We start from the raw sequence: 16,555 nt of genomic DNA, 5'->3' as shown, positions 1-16,555 counted from the left end.
GGGGTGAAGCATAAAAGCTAGTTAAATTAGGTATTCGTATTTTCTGATAGTTTTAGCTGATCACCACGCCTGCCAGTAGGCCGCCTAAAATCAGCAGGTAAGGTGGGGTCTTGGTGTACAGTAGCATCAGAATTGTCAATACAACCACGACCACCGAAGGCCAATGGGGAGCCATGGGTTCGAACAGCGCAATGGCGGCCGCTGCCGTAAGTCCGGTACTAGCAGCATTGATACCCGCCAGCGACGCTCGTACTACCCGATAACGCTTAAGCTGTTCCCAGAACCGATACACAAAAAAGATCAGGAAGGTGCCGGGCAGGAAAATCCCTACTGTAGACACCAGGCTACCCCAAAGCTGCCCATGCCAGCCTGTTCCCCGCATCGATAAAGCCCCAATGTACGAGGCAAACGAAAACACCGGTCCTGGCATAGCCTGTACAAGGCCCAGTCCCGACAGGAATTCCTCATGCGTCAGGTAATGCTTAAACGCCACAAACTCGTTATAGAGCATTGGCGTCAGCACTTGCCCCCCGCCGAAAACGATACTGCCGTTCCGGTAGAAGTTCTCGAACAGTCGTACGGGTAGCGAACGGGTAAATGCCCCCAGCAACGCAGCGGTAATAAAAACGCCCATCCACAGAAAAAAATTAGCCCACTGCACGCGCAGGGGCTCTTTTTCCATTCGCTGTTGCTTTTCGTACGTGAGAGCCGTTGTCAGTCCCCCAACGGCAATTACTATGGGCGTCATTACGGGCGAGTGAAACACATAAGCTGCCAGGGCGGCCGTGAGTGCCAGCGCCAGACTGACTTTATCATGAATCACCTTCTGGCCAATCCGATACCCGGCAACAACCATGAACCCGACCGCCATGGGTTGGATAAAACGGGTAAAATGCAGCGAAAGCTGATGCCGTTCGAGGTAATAAATACCGATACCGGCGGCTGTCATAACACTGGCAGCAGGCAGTATCCAAATCAGCAGAGTTAGGTAAGCCAGGTTTGGCCCCCCGATTTTAAACCCTAAGGCCGTAATGGTTTGCGTCGACGTAGGGCCGGGCAACACCTGCCCTAACGCGTTCATTTCCAGCAGTTCTTCTTCTGTCAGGTATCTCCGCTTTTTCACCAGCCTCTCAAAAAACATAGCCAGATGCACCTGAGGCCCCCCAAACGTTGTACACGCCAGAATCAACACATCTTTTAGAAAGATGATGTAGCGTATTCGCCGTACTGGTTGATGAGCGGTCAGGTAAGGGAGCATCACAGAGGAGGTCATTGATGGTCAATTGCAGTCAGGCATAGTCAGAAATAGATGCTTATCTACAACTCTTGACCATTTCTGACCAAGCCTGACTACAATTGACTATTTTTTCTTCAACCCCAGCTCCATCAGGCGCTCGTCAAGGAATTCCCCCGCTGTCATGTCGACGTAAAGCTTGGGATGTTGCGCATCAATGCAGCTATTCAGACTGGTAAGGTCCATATCAGCGCGGGGGTGCATGAAGAACGGAATCGAGTAGCGCGACTGGTTCATCTTCTCACGGGGAGGGTTTACCACCTGATGGATCGTTGATTTCAGTTTGTGATTGGTCAGTCGGTCGAGCATATCACCTACATTGACCACCACCTGATCAGGCAAGGCCGTAATGCCAATCCATTTGCCATCCCTACGCAACACTTCCAGGCCATCGGCCGAGGCTCCCATGAGCAGTGTAATTAGGTTAATATCGCCATGCGCGGCTGCCCGGACTGCTCCTTCCGGTGTAGTTTCGGGATCGAGCGGGAAATAGTGTAGTGCCCGCAGAATGCTGTCGCCGTTCCGAACTTTGTCGTCGAAATAGGTTTCCGGCAATTCCAGATAAAGCGCGATGGCCCGAAGAAGTTGTTTTCCAGCATTTTCCAGTGTGGAGTACGCTTCCTGTGTGGTGTCACCAAATTCGGGATCTTCCTCCGGGAAGACATTGGCAGGCATGTCGCCTTCCGGCTCTGGCTGACCAACGTGATAAAACTCCTTTAAATCGGCAACTTTAAATCCTTTGGCGGTTTCTTTTCCTTTGCCAACATAGCCACGCTGGCCATTCAGTTCGGGATGTTCGTATTTTTGTTTAACGCTGTCGGGCAGCGAAAAGAATTTCTGGGTCGAATCGTACAGGCGCTTGACCAGGGCATCGCTTAAGCCGTGATTACGGATAGCAACAAAACCGATCTGATTGAAAGCCCGGCCTAAATCCTGGACAAATTTGGCCTTACGTTCGGGATCGCCTGAGGTGAAATCCGCCAGATCTAATGACGGGATTTCATTGTATAATTCTTCGGTTAACATAGACTAAATCAATTTGTACAAAAATACAAAAGTTTAAAGGCTAGTCACAGCGTTATAAAGGTATAGAGTCATAAAGTTATAAAGTTAACTGACGCATTTATATGAGTTTCGTCAGTCACCTCTACAACCTTATGACTCTACAACTTTATAACTTAGAAGGTTACGCGAAATTCTTCGCCACTTTGTTCCAGTCCACTACGTTCCAGAAGGCCGTAACATAATCAGGACGGCGATTTTGGTATTTCAGGTAATAGGCGTGCTCCCACACATCAAGGCCCAATACGGGTGTTCCTTTTTTCTCCGCTAAGGCCATCAGCGGGTTGTCCTGGTTAGGGGTTGAGACGATTTCGACATCGTTTCCGTTTTTGATCAGCCACACCCAGCCCGAGCCAAATCGAGCGGTTGCCGCTTTTCCCCATTCGGTTTTAAAGTTATCGAACGATGTGTATTTTTTGTTGATAGCTTCAGCGAGGGGCCCTTTTGGCGCACCACCTGCATTTGGCCCCATGATGTTCCAGAAGAATGTATGATTCCAATGGCCACCCGCATTATTCCGAACGGCGGCCGGAGTGCTAGCATTTACGCTTTTTACCAGCGCGTCGATACTCATTTTCGCCATGTCGGTTCCGGCAACAGCTTTGTTCAGGTTATCCACATAGGCTTTATGGTGTTTGCCATGGTGAATTTCCATCGTCATTTTATCGATATGCGGTTCGAGCGCATCGGTCGGATAAGGCAGCGCGGGTAAGGTAAACGGGCCTTCTGCCTGCGTGGGCGACAATCCAAAGGAGCGAAAAGCGATCAGCCCGGCCGATGCACCAAAAGCCAGTTTTAAAAACTCGGAGCGATTCATGCGAATGATTGGTTTTGGGAAAACAAAAAGCGTTTGATGAACAAACCTGTTTTCGGAGCAGATGTTCATCAAACGCAAATAAACGACATTTTTACCTCTAAGGCTATGTCCTTACCGTTATGTTTTCAACCTGTAGAGCCGACGATCATCACTTATCAGCCCTCCTATTCGTAGGCGATCCGGCTCAGGATGCTTCGACCCAGTGTGATCTCATCAGCATATTCCAGATCGCCCCCAATCGGAACCCCACGGGCAATGGTCGAGATTTTCAGATTGAACGGCTTCAGTTTCTTCTGAAGATAAAACGCCGTTGTATCTCCTTCCATCGTCGGACTGATGGCCAGAATGATCTCCCGTACCTGTTCACGTTCAGAACCACGCAAACGTTCCATCAACGACTCAATCTGTAAGTCGCTGGGGCCAATGCCTTCCACGGGCGAAATAATACCCCCAAGAACATGATACAAGCCTTTATACTGCGCTGTGTTTTCAATGGCCAGTACATCACGGGTATCTTCCACCACACAAATCAATGACTGATCACGTTTGTGGCTGGCACAAATCGTACACAGATCGTTGTCCGACAGGTTATGGCATTTCTGGCAATATTTGACGTTAGCCCGCATCGCCGTCAGGCTCTGGGCAAGCAATTCGGTTTGATCTTCGTCGCGTTTGAGCAAATGGAGTACAAGCCGAAGAGCCGTTTTCTTCCCGATACCCGGCAGCTTCGACACTTCATTCACCGCGTCTTCGATAAGTTTGGATGGATACTCCAAGAGAATTATGAATTATGAATGAGTGAATGATAGAATGACTGAATGAATCGTGCGGCAGCTATTCTATCATTCACTCATTCTATCATTCAAAATTAATTTAGGACTTCCGCTGAGATGCCCCGGCGGCAGATTTCGTTCCGCATCGGGACCAGTTCGTCCCAGGAACCATTTTTGACCGTACACTTGCCTTTATAATGGATCAGTAACGTACACTGCTCGGCCTGCTCGGGCGTATGCTTGCACACATCAATCAGTGTTTCGATAACATGATCGAACGTATTTATATCATCGTTGAAAACGACGAGGTTATGCACGTCAGTTTCAATCACTTCGTCGAGTACATCGACATCCGTCGACCAGTCGTTTTCTTCAAAAGGTTGCATGGGAGCGAAAAGCGTATTTACTTAGCAAATTTACAAAAAAACGGCCACTTTTGAAAGTCGTTCCTGTATTCAAAAAACCTGAATCGGGGCCGAAAAGTTGCCAGAATTAGGCTCCCTGTCTCACAATTTGTACCGCGTTTGCGGACCGTTTCGTAAATTTCCTTCATGAACACAACGCTTGCTTTAGTTATCCTGATTGTCTATTTCGGTGTACTCATTGCCGTTTCGTTTTATACCGCCCGTGGAGCCGATACCAATACCTTTTTCACGGCCAACCGGCAATCGCCCTGGTGGCTGGTGGCTTTCGGTATGATCGGCACGTCGCTGTCGGGCGTTACGTTCATTTCAGTGCCGGGTGCGGTGGGCAAAATTGGGTTTTCGTATTTTCAGGTCGTGCTGGGCTACATCGTCGGCTATTTTGTGATTGGCTCCGTACTGATGCCGCTCTACTACCGACTGAACCTGATTTCGATTTACGGTTACCTCGAAAAACGCTTTGGCTTCTGGTCGTATAAAACCGGGGCTGGGTTCTTTCTGCTTTCCCGAACGGTCGGCTCGGCGGTGCGACTCTACGTAGCGGCCGGGGTACTTCAATTGGCCTTGTTCAATTCGCTGGGCATTCCGTTTAGTGTTTCGGTCCTGATCACCATCGGACTCATCTGGATTTATACCTTCAAAGGGGGTGTAAAAACCATCATCGTTACCGATACCCTGCAAACGGTGTTTCTGGTCACCGCCGTTATTTTAACCATCATTCTGATCTCACGCGAGTTGGGGTTATCCTTCAGCGGACTCATCAAAACCGTGAATGACAGTTCAATGTCGCAGATTTTCTACTGGGAGGGCAACGACCCCAAGAACTTCTTCAAGCAGTTTATTTCGGGTGCTTTCATTGCCATTGTGATGACGGGTCTCGATCAGGATTTGATGCAGAAAAACCTGACCTGCAAAAACATAGGGGAAGCCCAGAAAAATATGTTCTGGTTTACGGTTACGCTGGTCTTTGTGAATTTTATGTTTCTATCGCTGGGGGTGCTGCTCTATGTTTATGCACAACGTGAGGGGATTCCTATTCCGGAACGCACTGACGATTTATACCCAACATTAGCGCTGAATAACCTCGGTCTTATGGTGGCTATTACGTTTTTGCTGGGCATTACAGCCGCTACCTACGCCAGTGCCGACTCAGCCCTGACTGCGCTGACGACTTCGTTCTGTGTAGATTTTATGAACGTCGAGAAACGTCCCGAAGCCGAACGGTCGCGAATCAAGCACATTGTCCATATTGGTTTCTCGCTGCTCTTTTATGTGGTGATCATTGTGTTCCGCCAACTGAACAGCAAAGAAGTCATCACGGCTGTTTTCGACATTGCCGGATACACCTACGGGCCTTTGCTGGGCTTGTATGCGTTCGGCATTTTTAGTAAACGTCCGGTCATCGATGGGTTTGTTCCGTTCATTTGCCTTGCTTCGCCCGTATTAACCTACATTATCAATGAAAATTCAGCAGCCTGGTTTGGCGGCTATCAGTTTGGTTTCGAACGGTTATTATTGAATGGTCTGATCACCTTTTTAGGGCTGCTGGCCGTTTCGAAGCCAGTCCAAGAGGAAAAGTCTGTAGCGGTCTAAATGGCCCTTTTACCTTTACGTTATGAAATTAGTTTTCAGTCTATCCTTCCTATTCCTGACTGGTTGCCTGTCTGCCAGCGCCCAGTTATGCTTCTCGCCCGAACGTCCGCAAATTGGGCAGGTCGTGTCATTTACGTATACTCCTACGGCATCGCTGGCTCAGGACAGCACACTGGAAGGGCGTTATGTACGCTACGGAGCTCCATCGGTGATGCACATTAGCCGCCCAACTACGGTTACGCTGGTTCGTCAGGGGCGCGATTATGTGGGCGAATTGTTCATCCCTAAAAAAGATGTGACGGGTACGATGCTGTATTTTCGAAACAGCAAACAGCCCCAGCGCACCGATCTGAACAACGGGCAGTTCTATGTCGTTCCGGTTTATGATGCGGCTGGTCGGATTGTCCCACACGTGACGGGGGGGCAGGCATCGGTATTCACCAGAAGTCATTTTATAAATGAAACGACTGTACGGCCCGATCCAAACTGGGTCGTAACCTTGTACGAACACGAACTGGCCATGAATCCCGACCTGCGTCCGCTGTACTGGTCCGATCACCTGGCAGCACTCATCAAGCAGCGAAAACCCGGTTATGGTCCGAAAGTCAAGGCGGCTATAGAAGCGTACCTGGCATCGCGCCCAACACCCACGGTTGCCGAACTGACCGATGCCTCGCGCTTATACGAAAGCATGGGCGATTTCCAAAAAGTGGCGGCTTTGCGCGAACGCCAGAAGACGACCGATCCAGCCGGTTTACTCATGCAGAAAGATCGCGCCATTGCCGTCCGAAACGAAGCCGACTGGACACGCAAAAAAGCGGCCTACGAAGCCTTCGTCAAGGATTACCCAACCTCGGCGCAGTTGCCTGATCTGGCAGCCGTTATGCTCAATAGTTACTTTAAAAATAACGACATAAAGGGATTAATCGCCTTTGCTGAAAAGCAACCAGCCTCTCAAACGGATGTCCTGGTTCTGAACACCATTGCCAACCAACTGGCCGAAGAACGTCGGTCCTTGCCCGAAGCAGAGCAGTTGATCAAACATGCCCTGACAGTACTGAATAGCCAAACAAAACCCCGTTATGCACCCAGCAGTTGGGAGACTGACAAGCAAACCCGACTTCGGCAATTAACGAATACCTACGCCCGAACGCTCGATCAGCAGGGAAAAGCCGCGGAAGCCTTTACGACTTACCAGTCGGTGGTCAATCCCGATGATGTCGAGAACAGTGATCCTCGAACAACGGAACGGTATTTCCTCTGCGCCCTTCGGACCAATCATGCCGCCGAAGCGTTGCCGATGGTTGAAGCGGCCATTCAGGTGGGCAAAGCAACCCCTACCCTAAAAAATACACTCCGTGACTGGTATGCCAAACAACCCGGTAACGACCTGATCAAAGCCAAAGCCTATCTGGCGAATCTGGAATCCGATATTAAGGCCGAACAACGCGATGAACTGCTGCAAAAACTGATCAACGAACCGGCTCCGGCCTTCGCCCTGACCGACTTACAAGGACGAACGATCTCGTCGTCGGCGTTTAAAGGCAAAGTGATTGTACTGGATTTCTGGGCCACCTGGTGCGGGCCATGTATTGCATCATTTCCAGCTATGCAACAGGCAAAAAACCAGTACCAGGATGATCCTAACGTCAAATTCCTGTTTGTCAATACCCGCGAAGGTGGGCCCTTATCTCGGGTGCACTCGTTCATGGAAAAACACCCCTACGATTTTACGGTACCCATCGATGGGCAGCAAAAGGTATCCAAGGCCTATAAAGTGCTGGGCATACCGACCAAGGTGGTGATTGGCCCCAACGGGCGGGTGCGATACCGAACCATTGGCTACTCCGGCGATCCCGAAGCGACTGTTAATGAATTGGCCCTGGTCGTCGAGTTGCTGAAAGAAGGAAAGTGAAGAGTCCATGCCTAATTGACAATAGAACATACATAATGGATATAAAGCCGACGGGTATTATCAACACCGGTAACGCTGAACACTATACGTGGGGAGAACAATGTGATGGCTGGCATTTGGTCAAATCCGATTCGCTGAGCATCATTCAGGAGCGAATGCCACCGGGTACTTCTGAAGTAAAGCATTATCACCAGCAGGCCCGTCAGTTTTTCTTCGTCCTTTCGGGCGAAGCCACCATGGAAATTGGAACCGAACCCTATGTGTTGAAAGCTGGCGATGGCGTTGAAATTCCACCTTTGCTGGCCCATCAAATGCGTAATGACTCGACCACTACCGATCTGTATTTCACGGTAACCTCAATGCCTAAAAGCCATGGGGATCGGGTTGTGGTGGATTGAGCATTAGTACCCCTCTTTTATAGAATTAAGAACTAAGAATCTGATTAACAGAGACTATACAACTTACTATGACCATTCGCCTTGCTACCACTGCTGATCTGCCTGCCTTGCAGGCTCTTTTGAAACGTGTGGTTCCACTCATGCACGAAACCGGAAATTTCCAGTGGGATGAGCATTATCCTAATACAGCAGTCTTTACGAAGGACATTGAAAACGATCAGTTGTGGGTTGCCGACATCGATGGCCAGATAGCGGGCGTAGCCGCTCTAACCGAAGATCAGGAGCCGGAATATGCACAGGTCGGCTTCGATCTGACTCAACGGGCTGTGGTCACCCACCGTCTGGCAGTCGATCCTGCTTTTCGGGGGCAAGGAGTGGCAGCCGCGCTTTTAGCCCAGGCCGAACAACTTGCCCTGGAGCGGGGAATTGCTTTTCTGCGCATCGACACCAACTCAGAAAACCAGTCGACGCAAAAACTTTTCCCCAAAGTGGGTTATAGCTATGCCGGAGAAATAACGCTGGGATTTCGGCCAGGTCTCCGGTTTCTGGCCTACGAAAAACGGCTGTAGTTGTGCCTTGAAAATCACAAGTGTCGACTTTGTGCGTAGCCTATCAAAACACATCTTTAAAACCACTATAGACAAACACGACTCATGCATGCCGGAAAAAACTATACCCTAAAAGAATTCTTATTCTGGACCCGCCGAACGATCTATTGGCTGCTAGGCATTAATGTAGGCATTACGCTCCTGTATGAAGTAGCTGGTTTCACCTGGATTGGGATGCCTTGGGTACCTGTTGCGTTGCTTGGTACAGCAGCCGCATTCATTGCTGGTTTTCGTAACAACGCTACCTATGCTCGTGCCTGGGAGTCGCGCCAGATTTGGGGAAGCATTATCAATAGCAGCCGTAGTCTGGGTATTATGGTTCGGGATTTTATCAGAGATCCATCCGGTTCGAATGCAGCCTCAAAGCAGATTCACCAACAACTTATTTATCGCCACATTGCCTGGCTGACAGCGCTACGATTCCAGCTACGAGACCCGCGGGTTTGGGAAAATATGGATAAGCCCTACAATACCGAGTACCGACAAAACTATAAGATCCCCGAACGGGAAGGTAATCTGGCCGATGAACTTCGGAAGTTATTACCTGCTGAAGAAGCCGATTATGTTTTGAGCAAGAAAAACCGCGCGACGCAATTGATTGGTCGTCAATCCAGTCAACTTCGTGAGTTAGCCGACAAGGGATGGATTGACAATCACCGTTATATTGAGTTGGAGCTGATGTTGAAAGAACTGTATGACCATCAGGGGAAAAGTGAACGGATCAAAAATTACCCATACCCGCGTCAGTTTGCCACCATCAGCACGCTGTTTATCCAGCTCTTTGCGGGGCTAGTACCCTTTGGGCTCTTAAAAGAATTCGACAAACTGGGGGATCATATGGTTTGGCTGACGATTCCATTTGGTGTACTGGTATCCTGGGTGTTTATGAGCCTTGAACAAGTAGGTGAAAGTACCGAAAATCCGTTTGAAGGTAGCGCCAACGATACGCCCATCACAAACATTAGCCGCACTATCGAAATCGACCTGCGCGAAATGCTCGACGAAACGGACATCCCACCGGCTCTTACTCCTGTGTATAATATCTTATTGTAATTATTCACTTAAACACCATCGGCATCCCTTCCTTCGGTACCAGAAATTTGCTTTCGGGGATAGCCTTTTCTTTCAGGGATTTCCGTAAATCATCGACGGGCTCGAATAACCCATCGTCGCCCTGTTGAAATGTTCCAAAATGGATACCTACGGCTTGCTGGGCTTTCAGATCCATAAACGCCTGAACCGCTCCCGCTGGTGATACGTGTACCGGCGCCATGAACCACTCGGGCCGATAGGAGCCAATGGGCAGTAACGCCAGTTTTATCGGGCCACCCGCCTGCTCTGCAATACGCTTGAAATGAGGACCGTAGCCGCTATCACCACAGAAATAGGTAATCCCAAAACTTGTATGGAGAAGATAGCCGCACCAGAGGGTTTCATCGCGGTCGCCCATACCCCGATTGCTAAAATGCTGTGCCTGTGTACAGGTAAGCCGGAGCTTATCATTGATCGTGAGCGTATCGTTCCAGTCGAGTTCGCGGGTTGTTCGTCCGTCAACCGATTTGGGCAGGTACGATACACCCAGTGGCGTAACAAACAACGGGTTATGCGCTTTTACCAGCTTTTTGATGGTTGGCAGATCGAGGTGGTCGTAGTGGTTGTGGCTCAGCAGAACAACATCAATCGGTGGTAGCTCCTCGAAACGAAGTCCGGGTGGGCGTTTCCGCTTGATACCCAGCCACGACGTAGGGCCTACCCGATTCGACCAGACTGGGTCGGTCAGGATGTTCAGCCCGGCTGTCTGAATCAGAAACGTAGAGTGATTGACGAATGTTAGTACCACACTATCGCCCTCGATGCGTGTAGCGGGTCGGTTGCCAACGTAAGCATCTGGTTGTTCGGGCCAGGGGCCTTTATCACGGTTGAGCAGCCATTTCAACAGGCTACCTGTTCCTCGTTCCGGCATTCCCGGATTGAAAAATTTCTTACCATCGAAATGATCCGTCACAGGGCCTTTGTACCGTGGAGCGCAGGCCGACACCAGTAGAATCACACTTGAAATGAGAATGGGGAGCAGATAATACATGCTGTCAATCTACGAATGAACCTGAATATAAATCGCATAGACTCCCGAATGTTCAAAACTTTTGGGAAGTTCGTGATTACCAAAACACTGCTTATCTTTGACTTAAACTCGTTCCTCTTTATTGACCCATAGCCTTATGTCCTCGCCAATTCGCGTTGTTTTAACGGATGACCACGAAATCATTTTAGATAGTTTATCCCTACTTCTGGGCCGAATTGACGGTGTAGAGGTCGTTGGCACCTTAAACGACAGCCGGGATGTTGTCGATTTCCTGCATGGCCACGAGGTCGATATTCTGCTTACCGACATGGATATGCCCGATCTGAACGGCATTAACCTAACGCTACAGGTTCGTCAGCATTTTCCGCAGCTTCGGGTATTGATGCTCACCGTGTCGGAAGATGCCGACCGTATTCGCGAGGCTTTCCGGGCTGGGATCTCGGGTTATGTGATGAAAAAAGCGGGTAAAGCCGAACTCGAACGGGCGATTAAAACCCTGGCTCGTGGCGAAAAATATTTCTCCGAATCGGTGATGACGCAGTTGATGGCGCTCCCGGTCGAATCGCCCCGCCCCACCGACGAGGCCCCTGCTCCACTGGTTCCTCTCACCGATCGTGAAATTGAAATCATCAAACTGGTAGCGCAGGAACTATCGACCAATGCCATCGCCGACAAACTATTCATCAGTCCCGGCACGGTTGAAACACATCGACACAACATTCTCCGCAAATTAGGCGTCAAAAACTCGATTGGCATTATCAAATATGCCGTGAAGCACGGGTTGTTGTAAGTCTCATCGCTCAAGATCTATAGCGAATCAATGCATCCACTTCTCTGAGTACGAACCTGTTTAAACTTTTCCTTTTAGAGAAAAATTAGGTGTGAATTTGTCATTCCGACCGGAGGGAGGAATCCCAAGTTTGCCTTATAGGGATGTTGAGATTCCTCCCTCCGGTCGGAATGACAAATTCACACACTTATTGATCGAACAATATAAGTTTAAACAGTCTCCACTTATTGATTTTTTATCTGAAGAGTTTCTGGATTGGTACTTTTATAAATCAATCCAGTTTAAAAGACTGACCTACTCTCTATAAAAAGATTGGTTCGGAAATCTTATATTGCCGGTTGTTCGTCCAAATTCCGTAACAAATCAACCTGACTTCATGCATTTTACGACCTGGAACCTGCTGTTTACGGGTATGGTCAGTTCGATTCTACTATTAAATTTAGTACAGTGGAACATCTATCGTGAACGGATCTATGGGCTTTACGCCGTTTATATGCTGGCCTGGCTAGTGTACTTTAGCCTTCGGCTCGATGGTGTTTCTGCTTATACCTCACTCGGTATGCAGAACTTCGTTCGGGGTACTGCTCCCATGTTGGCGTATATTGTCTATTTCGATTTTATCGATGCGCTGGTTCACCTCCGCGATACTATTCCGTTCCTATTACGGTTGTTCCGCATCGCCCGAATTATCATTCTGGTTTATATCGTCCTGATTGGAATTTTGTGCTTCGGTTATTGGAACACAACAATTTATAATATTGCCCATACCGCCATTCGACTGCTCATTATCGTATTAGCCACGTACGCTATCCCCAAAATCAATCAGCTCAAAGGCACCGTACCTCGTTACCTTGCCTTGGGGTCAAGTCTGTTGCTGTTAGGCGCTATTGCCTCCATGTTGATGTCGACCGGCGAGGTCTATAAACTAAACCCGAATTCATTCCTGTTTTCTCCCCTGAGTTACCTGGAATTTGGGATTATTGGCGAGTTAACCTGCTTTACCTTACTGCTCGGCTATCGGCAGCGACGAGGAGCTATTCAGAGCGCTATTATTGAGCAGGAACTTGCCCGCGAACGAGAACAGCACCATCGGGAACAGGTGGAAGCCGAACTGGAAAACGAAAAGCTACAGCAGCAAATGTCGGCCGTGCAAATGAAAGCGCTACGGTCGCAGATGAACCCTCATTTTCTGTATAATTCCCTGAATGCCATCCGGTTGTTTGTCCTGCAAAACGACAGCGACAATGCCGATAAATTTTTGGTGAAGTTTTCCCGACTGATGCGGCTGATTTTGGAAAACTCGCGTCAGGAATGGGTGACGCTGGCCAGTGAACTCGAGCAACTGGAGCTTTACCTCGAACTGGAACAGCTTCGATTTGACGACAAATTCGACTTTTCGGTGGAAACAGATGGCTCGATTGCCCAGGAAAGTGTCTCGATTCCGCCCATGATTATTCAGCCCTATATCGAAAACTCAATCCTGCATGGCATTGCCCATAAACCAGGCCGTGGGCATATATGTGTATGCGTCCGGCAAAACGGTGACAGCCTGCAATGCATTGTCGAAGACGATGGGGTTGGTCGCCAGAAAGCGAGTGAACTAAAGAGCAGAACCGTATCGTCGCACAAAAGTGTCGGCCTGAAAGTGACCGAAGAGCGGCTTCAGCTCATTAGTCAGCAGACCGGCAAACAAAGTGCCGTTACCATTGTCGATAAAACCAACGACGATAACCAGCCATCCGGCACCATCGTCGACATTCAACTCCCCCTGATGGCCGTTGAAGTGTAACCGTTATAAGGGCCGCGATTATTGCCTATTTTCCTTACTCTGTCGGTCCCTCTTGTTGTAAACTATTAGTCCTTTCTGTACGTTTGCGAAGTACAGAGGTGTATGCATCTATCTTCTTTTTGCCGAATCATTTATACTGAGTTGCTATGAACAAGCTCGCAAATCGACCAAAAACCGTTAATCAAAAGCGGTTGGCGGATAAAAGAAAGATACTGGAGTATCTGAAAACAGGTGATGAATCCAAGCTACCTCAAGGCGCTAAATTTGCCGCACTTATCCCCGTATCCGCTTGTAGTCCAACCTCTAAAGCCTAGGCCTGGACTTGTTTATTTATTTACCACCGATAGCGGCATCACTTACAGGTTACCTTTCTCTTCTGACTCGGAATACCTTACCGACTACCCCTTCGCCGATTCTGTTTATTCTTTTGCAATTAACTCCGTAACAGGAGAGGTTGGCAAAGCCGATACCGTATTAAAGAAACGGTAGTGTATGCATTCATGCAGGTATTTGAAGCATATCCCGAAACAATTATCACCTACATCTGTAGTAACGAAAACCATCAGGAACGCCTTAGACGTATTCTATTCGGGCGATGGTTTAGGGAGTATAGCGATAGTATAAACAATACTACTTCAAACTCTCCCATCACCCCTACGCAGCTACGGGAATCTGTACAAATACCTGGGTGCCGCCTTGCTCTCGGTTAATGATCTGACAGGTGCCACCCAATCGTTCCAGACGCGATTGAATGTTTTGCAGGCCGATACCATTTTTCGGTTTTCCCGAGGAAATTCCCTGCCCGTCGTCTTCAACAGTTAACGCTAGAATCCCATTCTGACGAGCCAGTGTAATATCGGCCTGACGCGCTTTGGCATGTTTCAGAATGTTGTTGACCAGTTCTAGTGTGATGGCGTACAATTCGTAGGCCGTTTTGCCCCGGACATCCTCACCCGACTCGCTTACTTCGAGTTGGAACTTGGTGCGATTCTGCACGTTCAGTGTGTCGGCCAGCTTGATGAGTGCAGCCTGCAATCCCTGCTTCTCTAAAATCTCAGGCATCAGGTTATGCGAAATGGCCCGAATATCGTCATATACCTCGCCCAGATGGTCCAGCAAGCGGTTGTGTTCGCGCATCTGCAGATCGTCGAAACTTTCAGTATCGAACGCTTCAAAGCGCCATTTCAGGGCCGACACTTTAGCGGCTACACTGTCGTGCAGTTCGCTGGCTACCCGCTTACGCTCGATGGTTTGCCCCCGATAGAGAGCGGCTTCAATTTCAGCGTTCTTTAGGGAGAGTTCCTGGTTTTTGCCCTTCAATTGCCGGTTGAACCAGATCACGTACCCCAGAATACCCGCAGCCGCAACCAGCAACGCAATCAGGAAATTACGGAGTTGTTCGAGTTTGTCATTTTCCAGCGACTGGATACGCGCTTCCTGCTGGACCTGTTTCAGTCGAACGCCCTGCTGTTTTTTCTCAAAATCATAGGTCATGCTGGCTACCGTCGCCTTTTGCATAGCCTCTTCATTCAGCATGGTATCGGCTTCGGCTTTGTACCATTTGTAATAGGAGAGCGCCTTCGCCGGTTGTCCCAGATGATAGTACGCTTCGGCCAACTGCCGGATGTATTCCGTCCGCTCCGGCCGCATCTCCTTCACGCCTTTCGTCCAGTCGAGCCCCACTTTTGCCGAAGCAGCCGCTTTATCATACTGCTTTAAGGCCAGATAGATCTTTCCGAAATTACTCTGGGCATTATGCTCAACCACATCCTGTGTTTTTTCAACCGTCTTCCGGTATGTTTCCTGCGCCAGTTTACTGTATTCTAGTGCCTGTTCATACTGTTTAAGCTCCAGATACAATCGTCCGGTGATGCCATATGCCCTGGCAAGCGAAGCGGGTTGGTAGGGGTCGGAATAAGCTTTAACCAACGTTAGCATCAGTGGTAACGCTTTGGCATACTGACCTTTTCGTTCCATGATTTCCGCCTGGCGACCTGTCAGAAAATGTTGCACCATCTGATCGTTTAGTCGTTGGGCCACGGTTTTAGCTTCCGTGAAGCAGGTCATCGCTTCGTCGTAGCGATTCAGTTTTATATAGACAGCCCCTAGATTCGGCAAGGTCGACCGCAAGCCTTTCCAGTCTTTTATCGACTCCTGAAGCCGTCGGGCATTCAGCCATAGGTTGATAGCCGCCACATAATTGCCTTCGCCCATTTTCATGATCGCCATTTCGTTGTAGGCCTGTGCTTCCCACTTCTGGTCATGGCCCTGCTGAAATTTTTTCAACGACTGCTCCAGCAGGGTTCGAGCCTGGGGCAGTTTGTCCATGATGTTTTCGTAAAGCTGGGCTCGTCGAAGGTAAACCTGCCCCTCCAGCGATAAATCATGAATAGCCGTAGCCATGGTCAGTGCTGTGTCCAACTGAGCGTGGGCCGATTTGGTATCGGACAGATAATCGGCTTCAATACGGGCAAGGGCCAGTCGGGCGCGAATCTCCCCTGGCTTATAGGCTACTTTTCTGGCTACCTGCATCGCCTGCATCAGTGTCTGACGAGCGAGTGAATCATACCCATTCCACCACAGGTTGGTTGCCAGTTCGTGCATCGTTTTCACGCGATTGCTATCGGCGGGCAATTTGGTTAACTGAGTCTTTAAGGAATCAATGATGGGGTTCTGCGCAACGGCCATCGTACAGGTCAGGCAGAGAAGAAAGAGGTAGCGCATAGGTGGTTAGGAATGGTCAGGAATAGTCAAAGATAGTTAGAATCGGTCAAGAATGGTTAGGTGCTATCAAAGGCAATCAAACCAATTACTGCCAAACAAATTCACCTCTAAAAGTTTGATTATCAACAACAAAAGACACCCACTAGCTCATCCCTACCCTTGACCATTCCTGACAATACCTGTCTACTCCTGACTTCCCTACAGGTTTTCCTATAGATGCAAAATATAGGTTTTTCTGAGCGGAAATCCGGGCATTTCCCGATTTCCCACCAAGGCTCCATCCGCCA

15 protein-coding genes are annotated in these 16,555 nt (G+C 49.1%); 8 read left to right on the top strand and 7 right to left on the bottom strand.

The genetic code is table 11. The annotated features are described in order from the left end of the window. Positions 1-52: 52 nt before the first annotated feature. The 5 genes from chrA to ACYVFD_RS18345 all read right to left on the bottom strand — a co-directional run bounded on the left by chrA (position 53) and on the right by ACYVFD_RS18345 (position 4,332). Positions 53-1,258 (bottom strand): chromate efflux transporter, encoded by a 1,206-nt coding sequence (gene chrA / locus ACYVFD_RS18365; protein ID WP_461091949.1) that lies wholly within the window; start codon positions 1,256-1,258, stop codon positions 53-55. A gap of 102 nt (positions 1,259-1,360) precedes the next feature. Next, the gene (locus ACYVFD_RS18360) at positions 1,361-2,320 is read right to left on the bottom strand and encodes an isopenicillin N synthase family dioxygenase (protein WP_461091863.1); all 960 of its coding nucleotides are present in this window, start codon (positions 2,318-2,320) and stop codon (positions 1,361-1,363) included. A 160-nt stretch (positions 2,321-2,480) separates the two neighbouring features. Continuing rightward, positions 2,481-3,173 carry a superoxide dismutase gene (locus ACYVFD_RS18355; RefSeq protein WP_461091862.1) on the bottom strand — a complete coding sequence of 231 codons (693 nt, stop codon included), beginning with the start codon at positions 3,171-3,173 and terminating at the stop codon, positions 2,481-2,483. 164 nt (positions 3,174-3,337) lie between these two features. Beyond that, positions 3,338-3,949 carry a recombination mediator RecR gene (recR, locus tag ACYVFD_RS18350; RefSeq protein ID WP_461091861.1) on the bottom strand — a complete coding sequence of 204 codons (612 nt, stop codon included), beginning with the start codon at positions 3,947-3,949 and terminating at the stop codon, positions 3,338-3,340. Between the two features lie 92 nt (positions 3,950-4,041). Then, the gene (locus ACYVFD_RS18345) at positions 4,042-4,332 is read right to left on the bottom strand and encodes an ATP-dependent Clp protease adaptor ClpS (protein WP_461091860.1); all 291 of its coding nucleotides are present in this window, start codon (positions 4,330-4,332) and stop codon (positions 4,042-4,044) included. A 165-nt stretch (positions 4,333-4,497) separates the two neighbouring features. On the opposite strand from ACYVFD_RS18345, the gene ACYVFD_RS18340 reads away from it, so the two are divergent. The 5 genes from ACYVFD_RS18340 (at position 4,498) to ACYVFD_RS18320 (ending at position 9,935) form a co-directional block, all read left to right on the top strand. Further along, positions 4,498-5,961: a sodium:solute symporter gene (locus ACYVFD_RS18340; protein WP_461091858.1), complete on the top strand. Its 1,464-nt coding sequence runs from the start codon at positions 4,498-4,500 to the stop codon at positions 5,959-5,961. 22 nt (positions 5,962-5,983) lie between these two features. Then, the gene (locus ACYVFD_RS18335; protein WP_461091857.1) at positions 5,984-7,876 is read left to right on the top strand and encodes a redoxin domain-containing protein; all 1,893 of its coding nucleotides are present in this window, start codon (positions 5,984-5,986) and stop codon (positions 7,874-7,876) included. Between the two features lie 35 nt (positions 7,877-7,911). Continuing rightward, positions 7,912-8,274, top strand: a complete 363-nt coding sequence (locus tag ACYVFD_RS18330; protein ID WP_461091856.1) for a cupin domain-containing protein — start codon at positions 7,912-7,914, stop codon at positions 8,272-8,274. A gap of 68 nt (positions 8,275-8,342) precedes the next feature. Beyond that, positions 8,343-8,843: a GNAT family N-acetyltransferase gene (locus tag ACYVFD_RS18325; protein ID WP_461091855.1), complete on the top strand. Its 501-nt coding sequence runs from the start codon at positions 8,343-8,345 to the stop codon at positions 8,841-8,843. Between the two features lie 84 nt (positions 8,844-8,927). Next, positions 8,928-9,935 carry a bestrophin family protein gene (locus ACYVFD_RS18320; RefSeq protein ID WP_461091854.1) on the top strand — a complete coding sequence of 336 codons (1,008 nt, stop codon included), beginning with the start codon at positions 8,928-8,930 and terminating at the stop codon, positions 9,933-9,935. A 4-nt stretch (positions 9,936-9,939) separates the two neighbouring features. Here ACYVFD_RS18320 and ACYVFD_RS18315 read toward each other — a convergent pair whose 3' ends face one another. Then, positions 9,940-10,965 (bottom strand): MBL fold metallo-hydrolase, encoded by a 1,026-nt coding sequence (locus tag ACYVFD_RS18315; RefSeq protein ID WP_461091853.1) that lies wholly within the window; start codon positions 10,963-10,965, stop codon positions 9,940-9,942. 136 nt (positions 10,966-11,101) lie between these two features. On the opposite strand from ACYVFD_RS18315, the gene ACYVFD_RS18310 reads away from it, so the two are divergent. From ACYVFD_RS18310 to ACYVFD_RS18300, 3 genes are all read left to right on the top strand, one after another. Beyond that, complete coding sequence (locus ACYVFD_RS18310) at positions 11,102-11,755, top strand: response regulator (protein ID WP_461091852.1); 654 nt, start codon at positions 11,102-11,104, stop codon at positions 11,753-11,755. 376 nt (positions 11,756-12,131) lie between these two features. Then, positions 12,132-13,544: a sensor histidine kinase gene (locus ACYVFD_RS18305; protein WP_461091851.1), complete on the top strand. Its 1,413-nt coding sequence runs from the start codon at positions 12,132-12,134 to the stop codon at positions 13,542-13,544. 146 nt (positions 13,545-13,690) lie between these two features. After that, complete coding sequence (locus tag ACYVFD_RS18300) at positions 13,691-13,858, top strand: hypothetical protein (RefSeq protein WP_461091850.1); 168 nt, start codon at positions 13,691-13,693, stop codon at positions 13,856-13,858. Positions 13,859-14,198: 340 nt separating this feature from the next. On the opposite strand, the gene ACYVFD_RS18295 is transcribed toward ACYVFD_RS18300, so the two are convergent. Continuing rightward, positions 14,199-16,268 carry a tetratricopeptide repeat-containing sensor histidine kinase gene (locus ACYVFD_RS18295; RefSeq protein WP_461091849.1) on the bottom strand — a complete coding sequence of 690 codons (2,070 nt, stop codon included), beginning with the start codon at positions 16,266-16,268 and terminating at the stop codon, positions 14,199-14,201. Positions 16,269-16,555: the final 287 nt, after the last annotated feature.

Source organism: Spirosoma gilvum (genome assembly GCF_054776815.1).
Note: the sequence above shows the minus strand (reverse complement) of the source record. Positions and strands in the feature narration are given on the sequence as shown.

Bases quoted from the DNA above. Each gene is read 5' to 3' on its own strand.
- chrA (WP_461091949.1), bottom strand. From the start codon at position 1,258: ATGCTCCCTTACCTGACCGCTCATCAACCAGTACGGCGAATACGCTAC.
- ACYVFD_RS18360 (WP_461091863.1), bottom strand. From the start codon at position 2,320: ATGTTAACCGAAGAATTATACAATGAAATCCCGTCATTAGATCTGGCG.
- ACYVFD_RS18355 (WP_461091862.1), bottom strand. From the start codon at position 3,173: ATGAATCGCTCCGAGTTTTTAAAACTGGCTTTTGGTGCATCGGCCGGG.
- ACYVFD_RS18345 (WP_461091860.1), bottom strand. From the start codon at position 4,332: ATGCAACCTTTTGAAGAAAACGACTGGTCGACGGATGTCGATGTACTC.
- ACYVFD_RS18340 (WP_461091858.1), top strand. From the start codon at position 4,498: ATGAACACAACGCTTGCTTTAGTTATCCTGATTGTCTATTTCGGTGTA.
- ACYVFD_RS18335 (WP_461091857.1), top strand. From the start codon at position 5,984: ATGAAATTAGTTTTCAGTCTATCCTTCCTATTCCTGACTGGTTGCCTG.
- ACYVFD_RS18330 (WP_461091856.1), top strand. From the start codon at position 7,912: ATGGATATAAAGCCGACGGGTATTATCAACACCGGTAACGCTGAACAC.
- ACYVFD_RS18325 (WP_461091855.1), top strand. From the start codon at position 8,343: ATGACCATTCGCCTTGCTACCACTGCTGATCTGCCTGCCTTGCAGGCT.
- ACYVFD_RS18320 (WP_461091854.1), top strand. From the start codon at position 8,928: ATGCATGCCGGAAAAAACTATACCCTAAAAGAATTCTTATTCTGGACC.
- ACYVFD_RS18315 (WP_461091853.1), bottom strand. From the start codon at position 10,965: ATGTATTATCTGCTCCCCATTCTCATTTCAAGTGTGATTCTACTGGTG.
- ACYVFD_RS18310 (WP_461091852.1), top strand. From the start codon at position 11,102: ATGTCCTCGCCAATTCGCGTTGTTTTAACGGATGACCACGAAATCATT.
- ACYVFD_RS18305 (WP_461091851.1), top strand. From the start codon at position 12,132: ATGCATTTTACGACCTGGAACCTGCTGTTTACGGGTATGGTCAGTTCG.
- ACYVFD_RS18300 (WP_461091850.1), top strand. From the start codon at position 13,691: ATGAACAAGCTCGCAAATCGACCAAAAACCGTTAATCAAAAGCGGTTG.
- ACYVFD_RS18295 (WP_461091849.1), bottom strand. From the start codon at position 16,268: ATGCGCTACCTCTTTCTTCTCTGCCTGACCTGTACGATGGCCGTTGCG.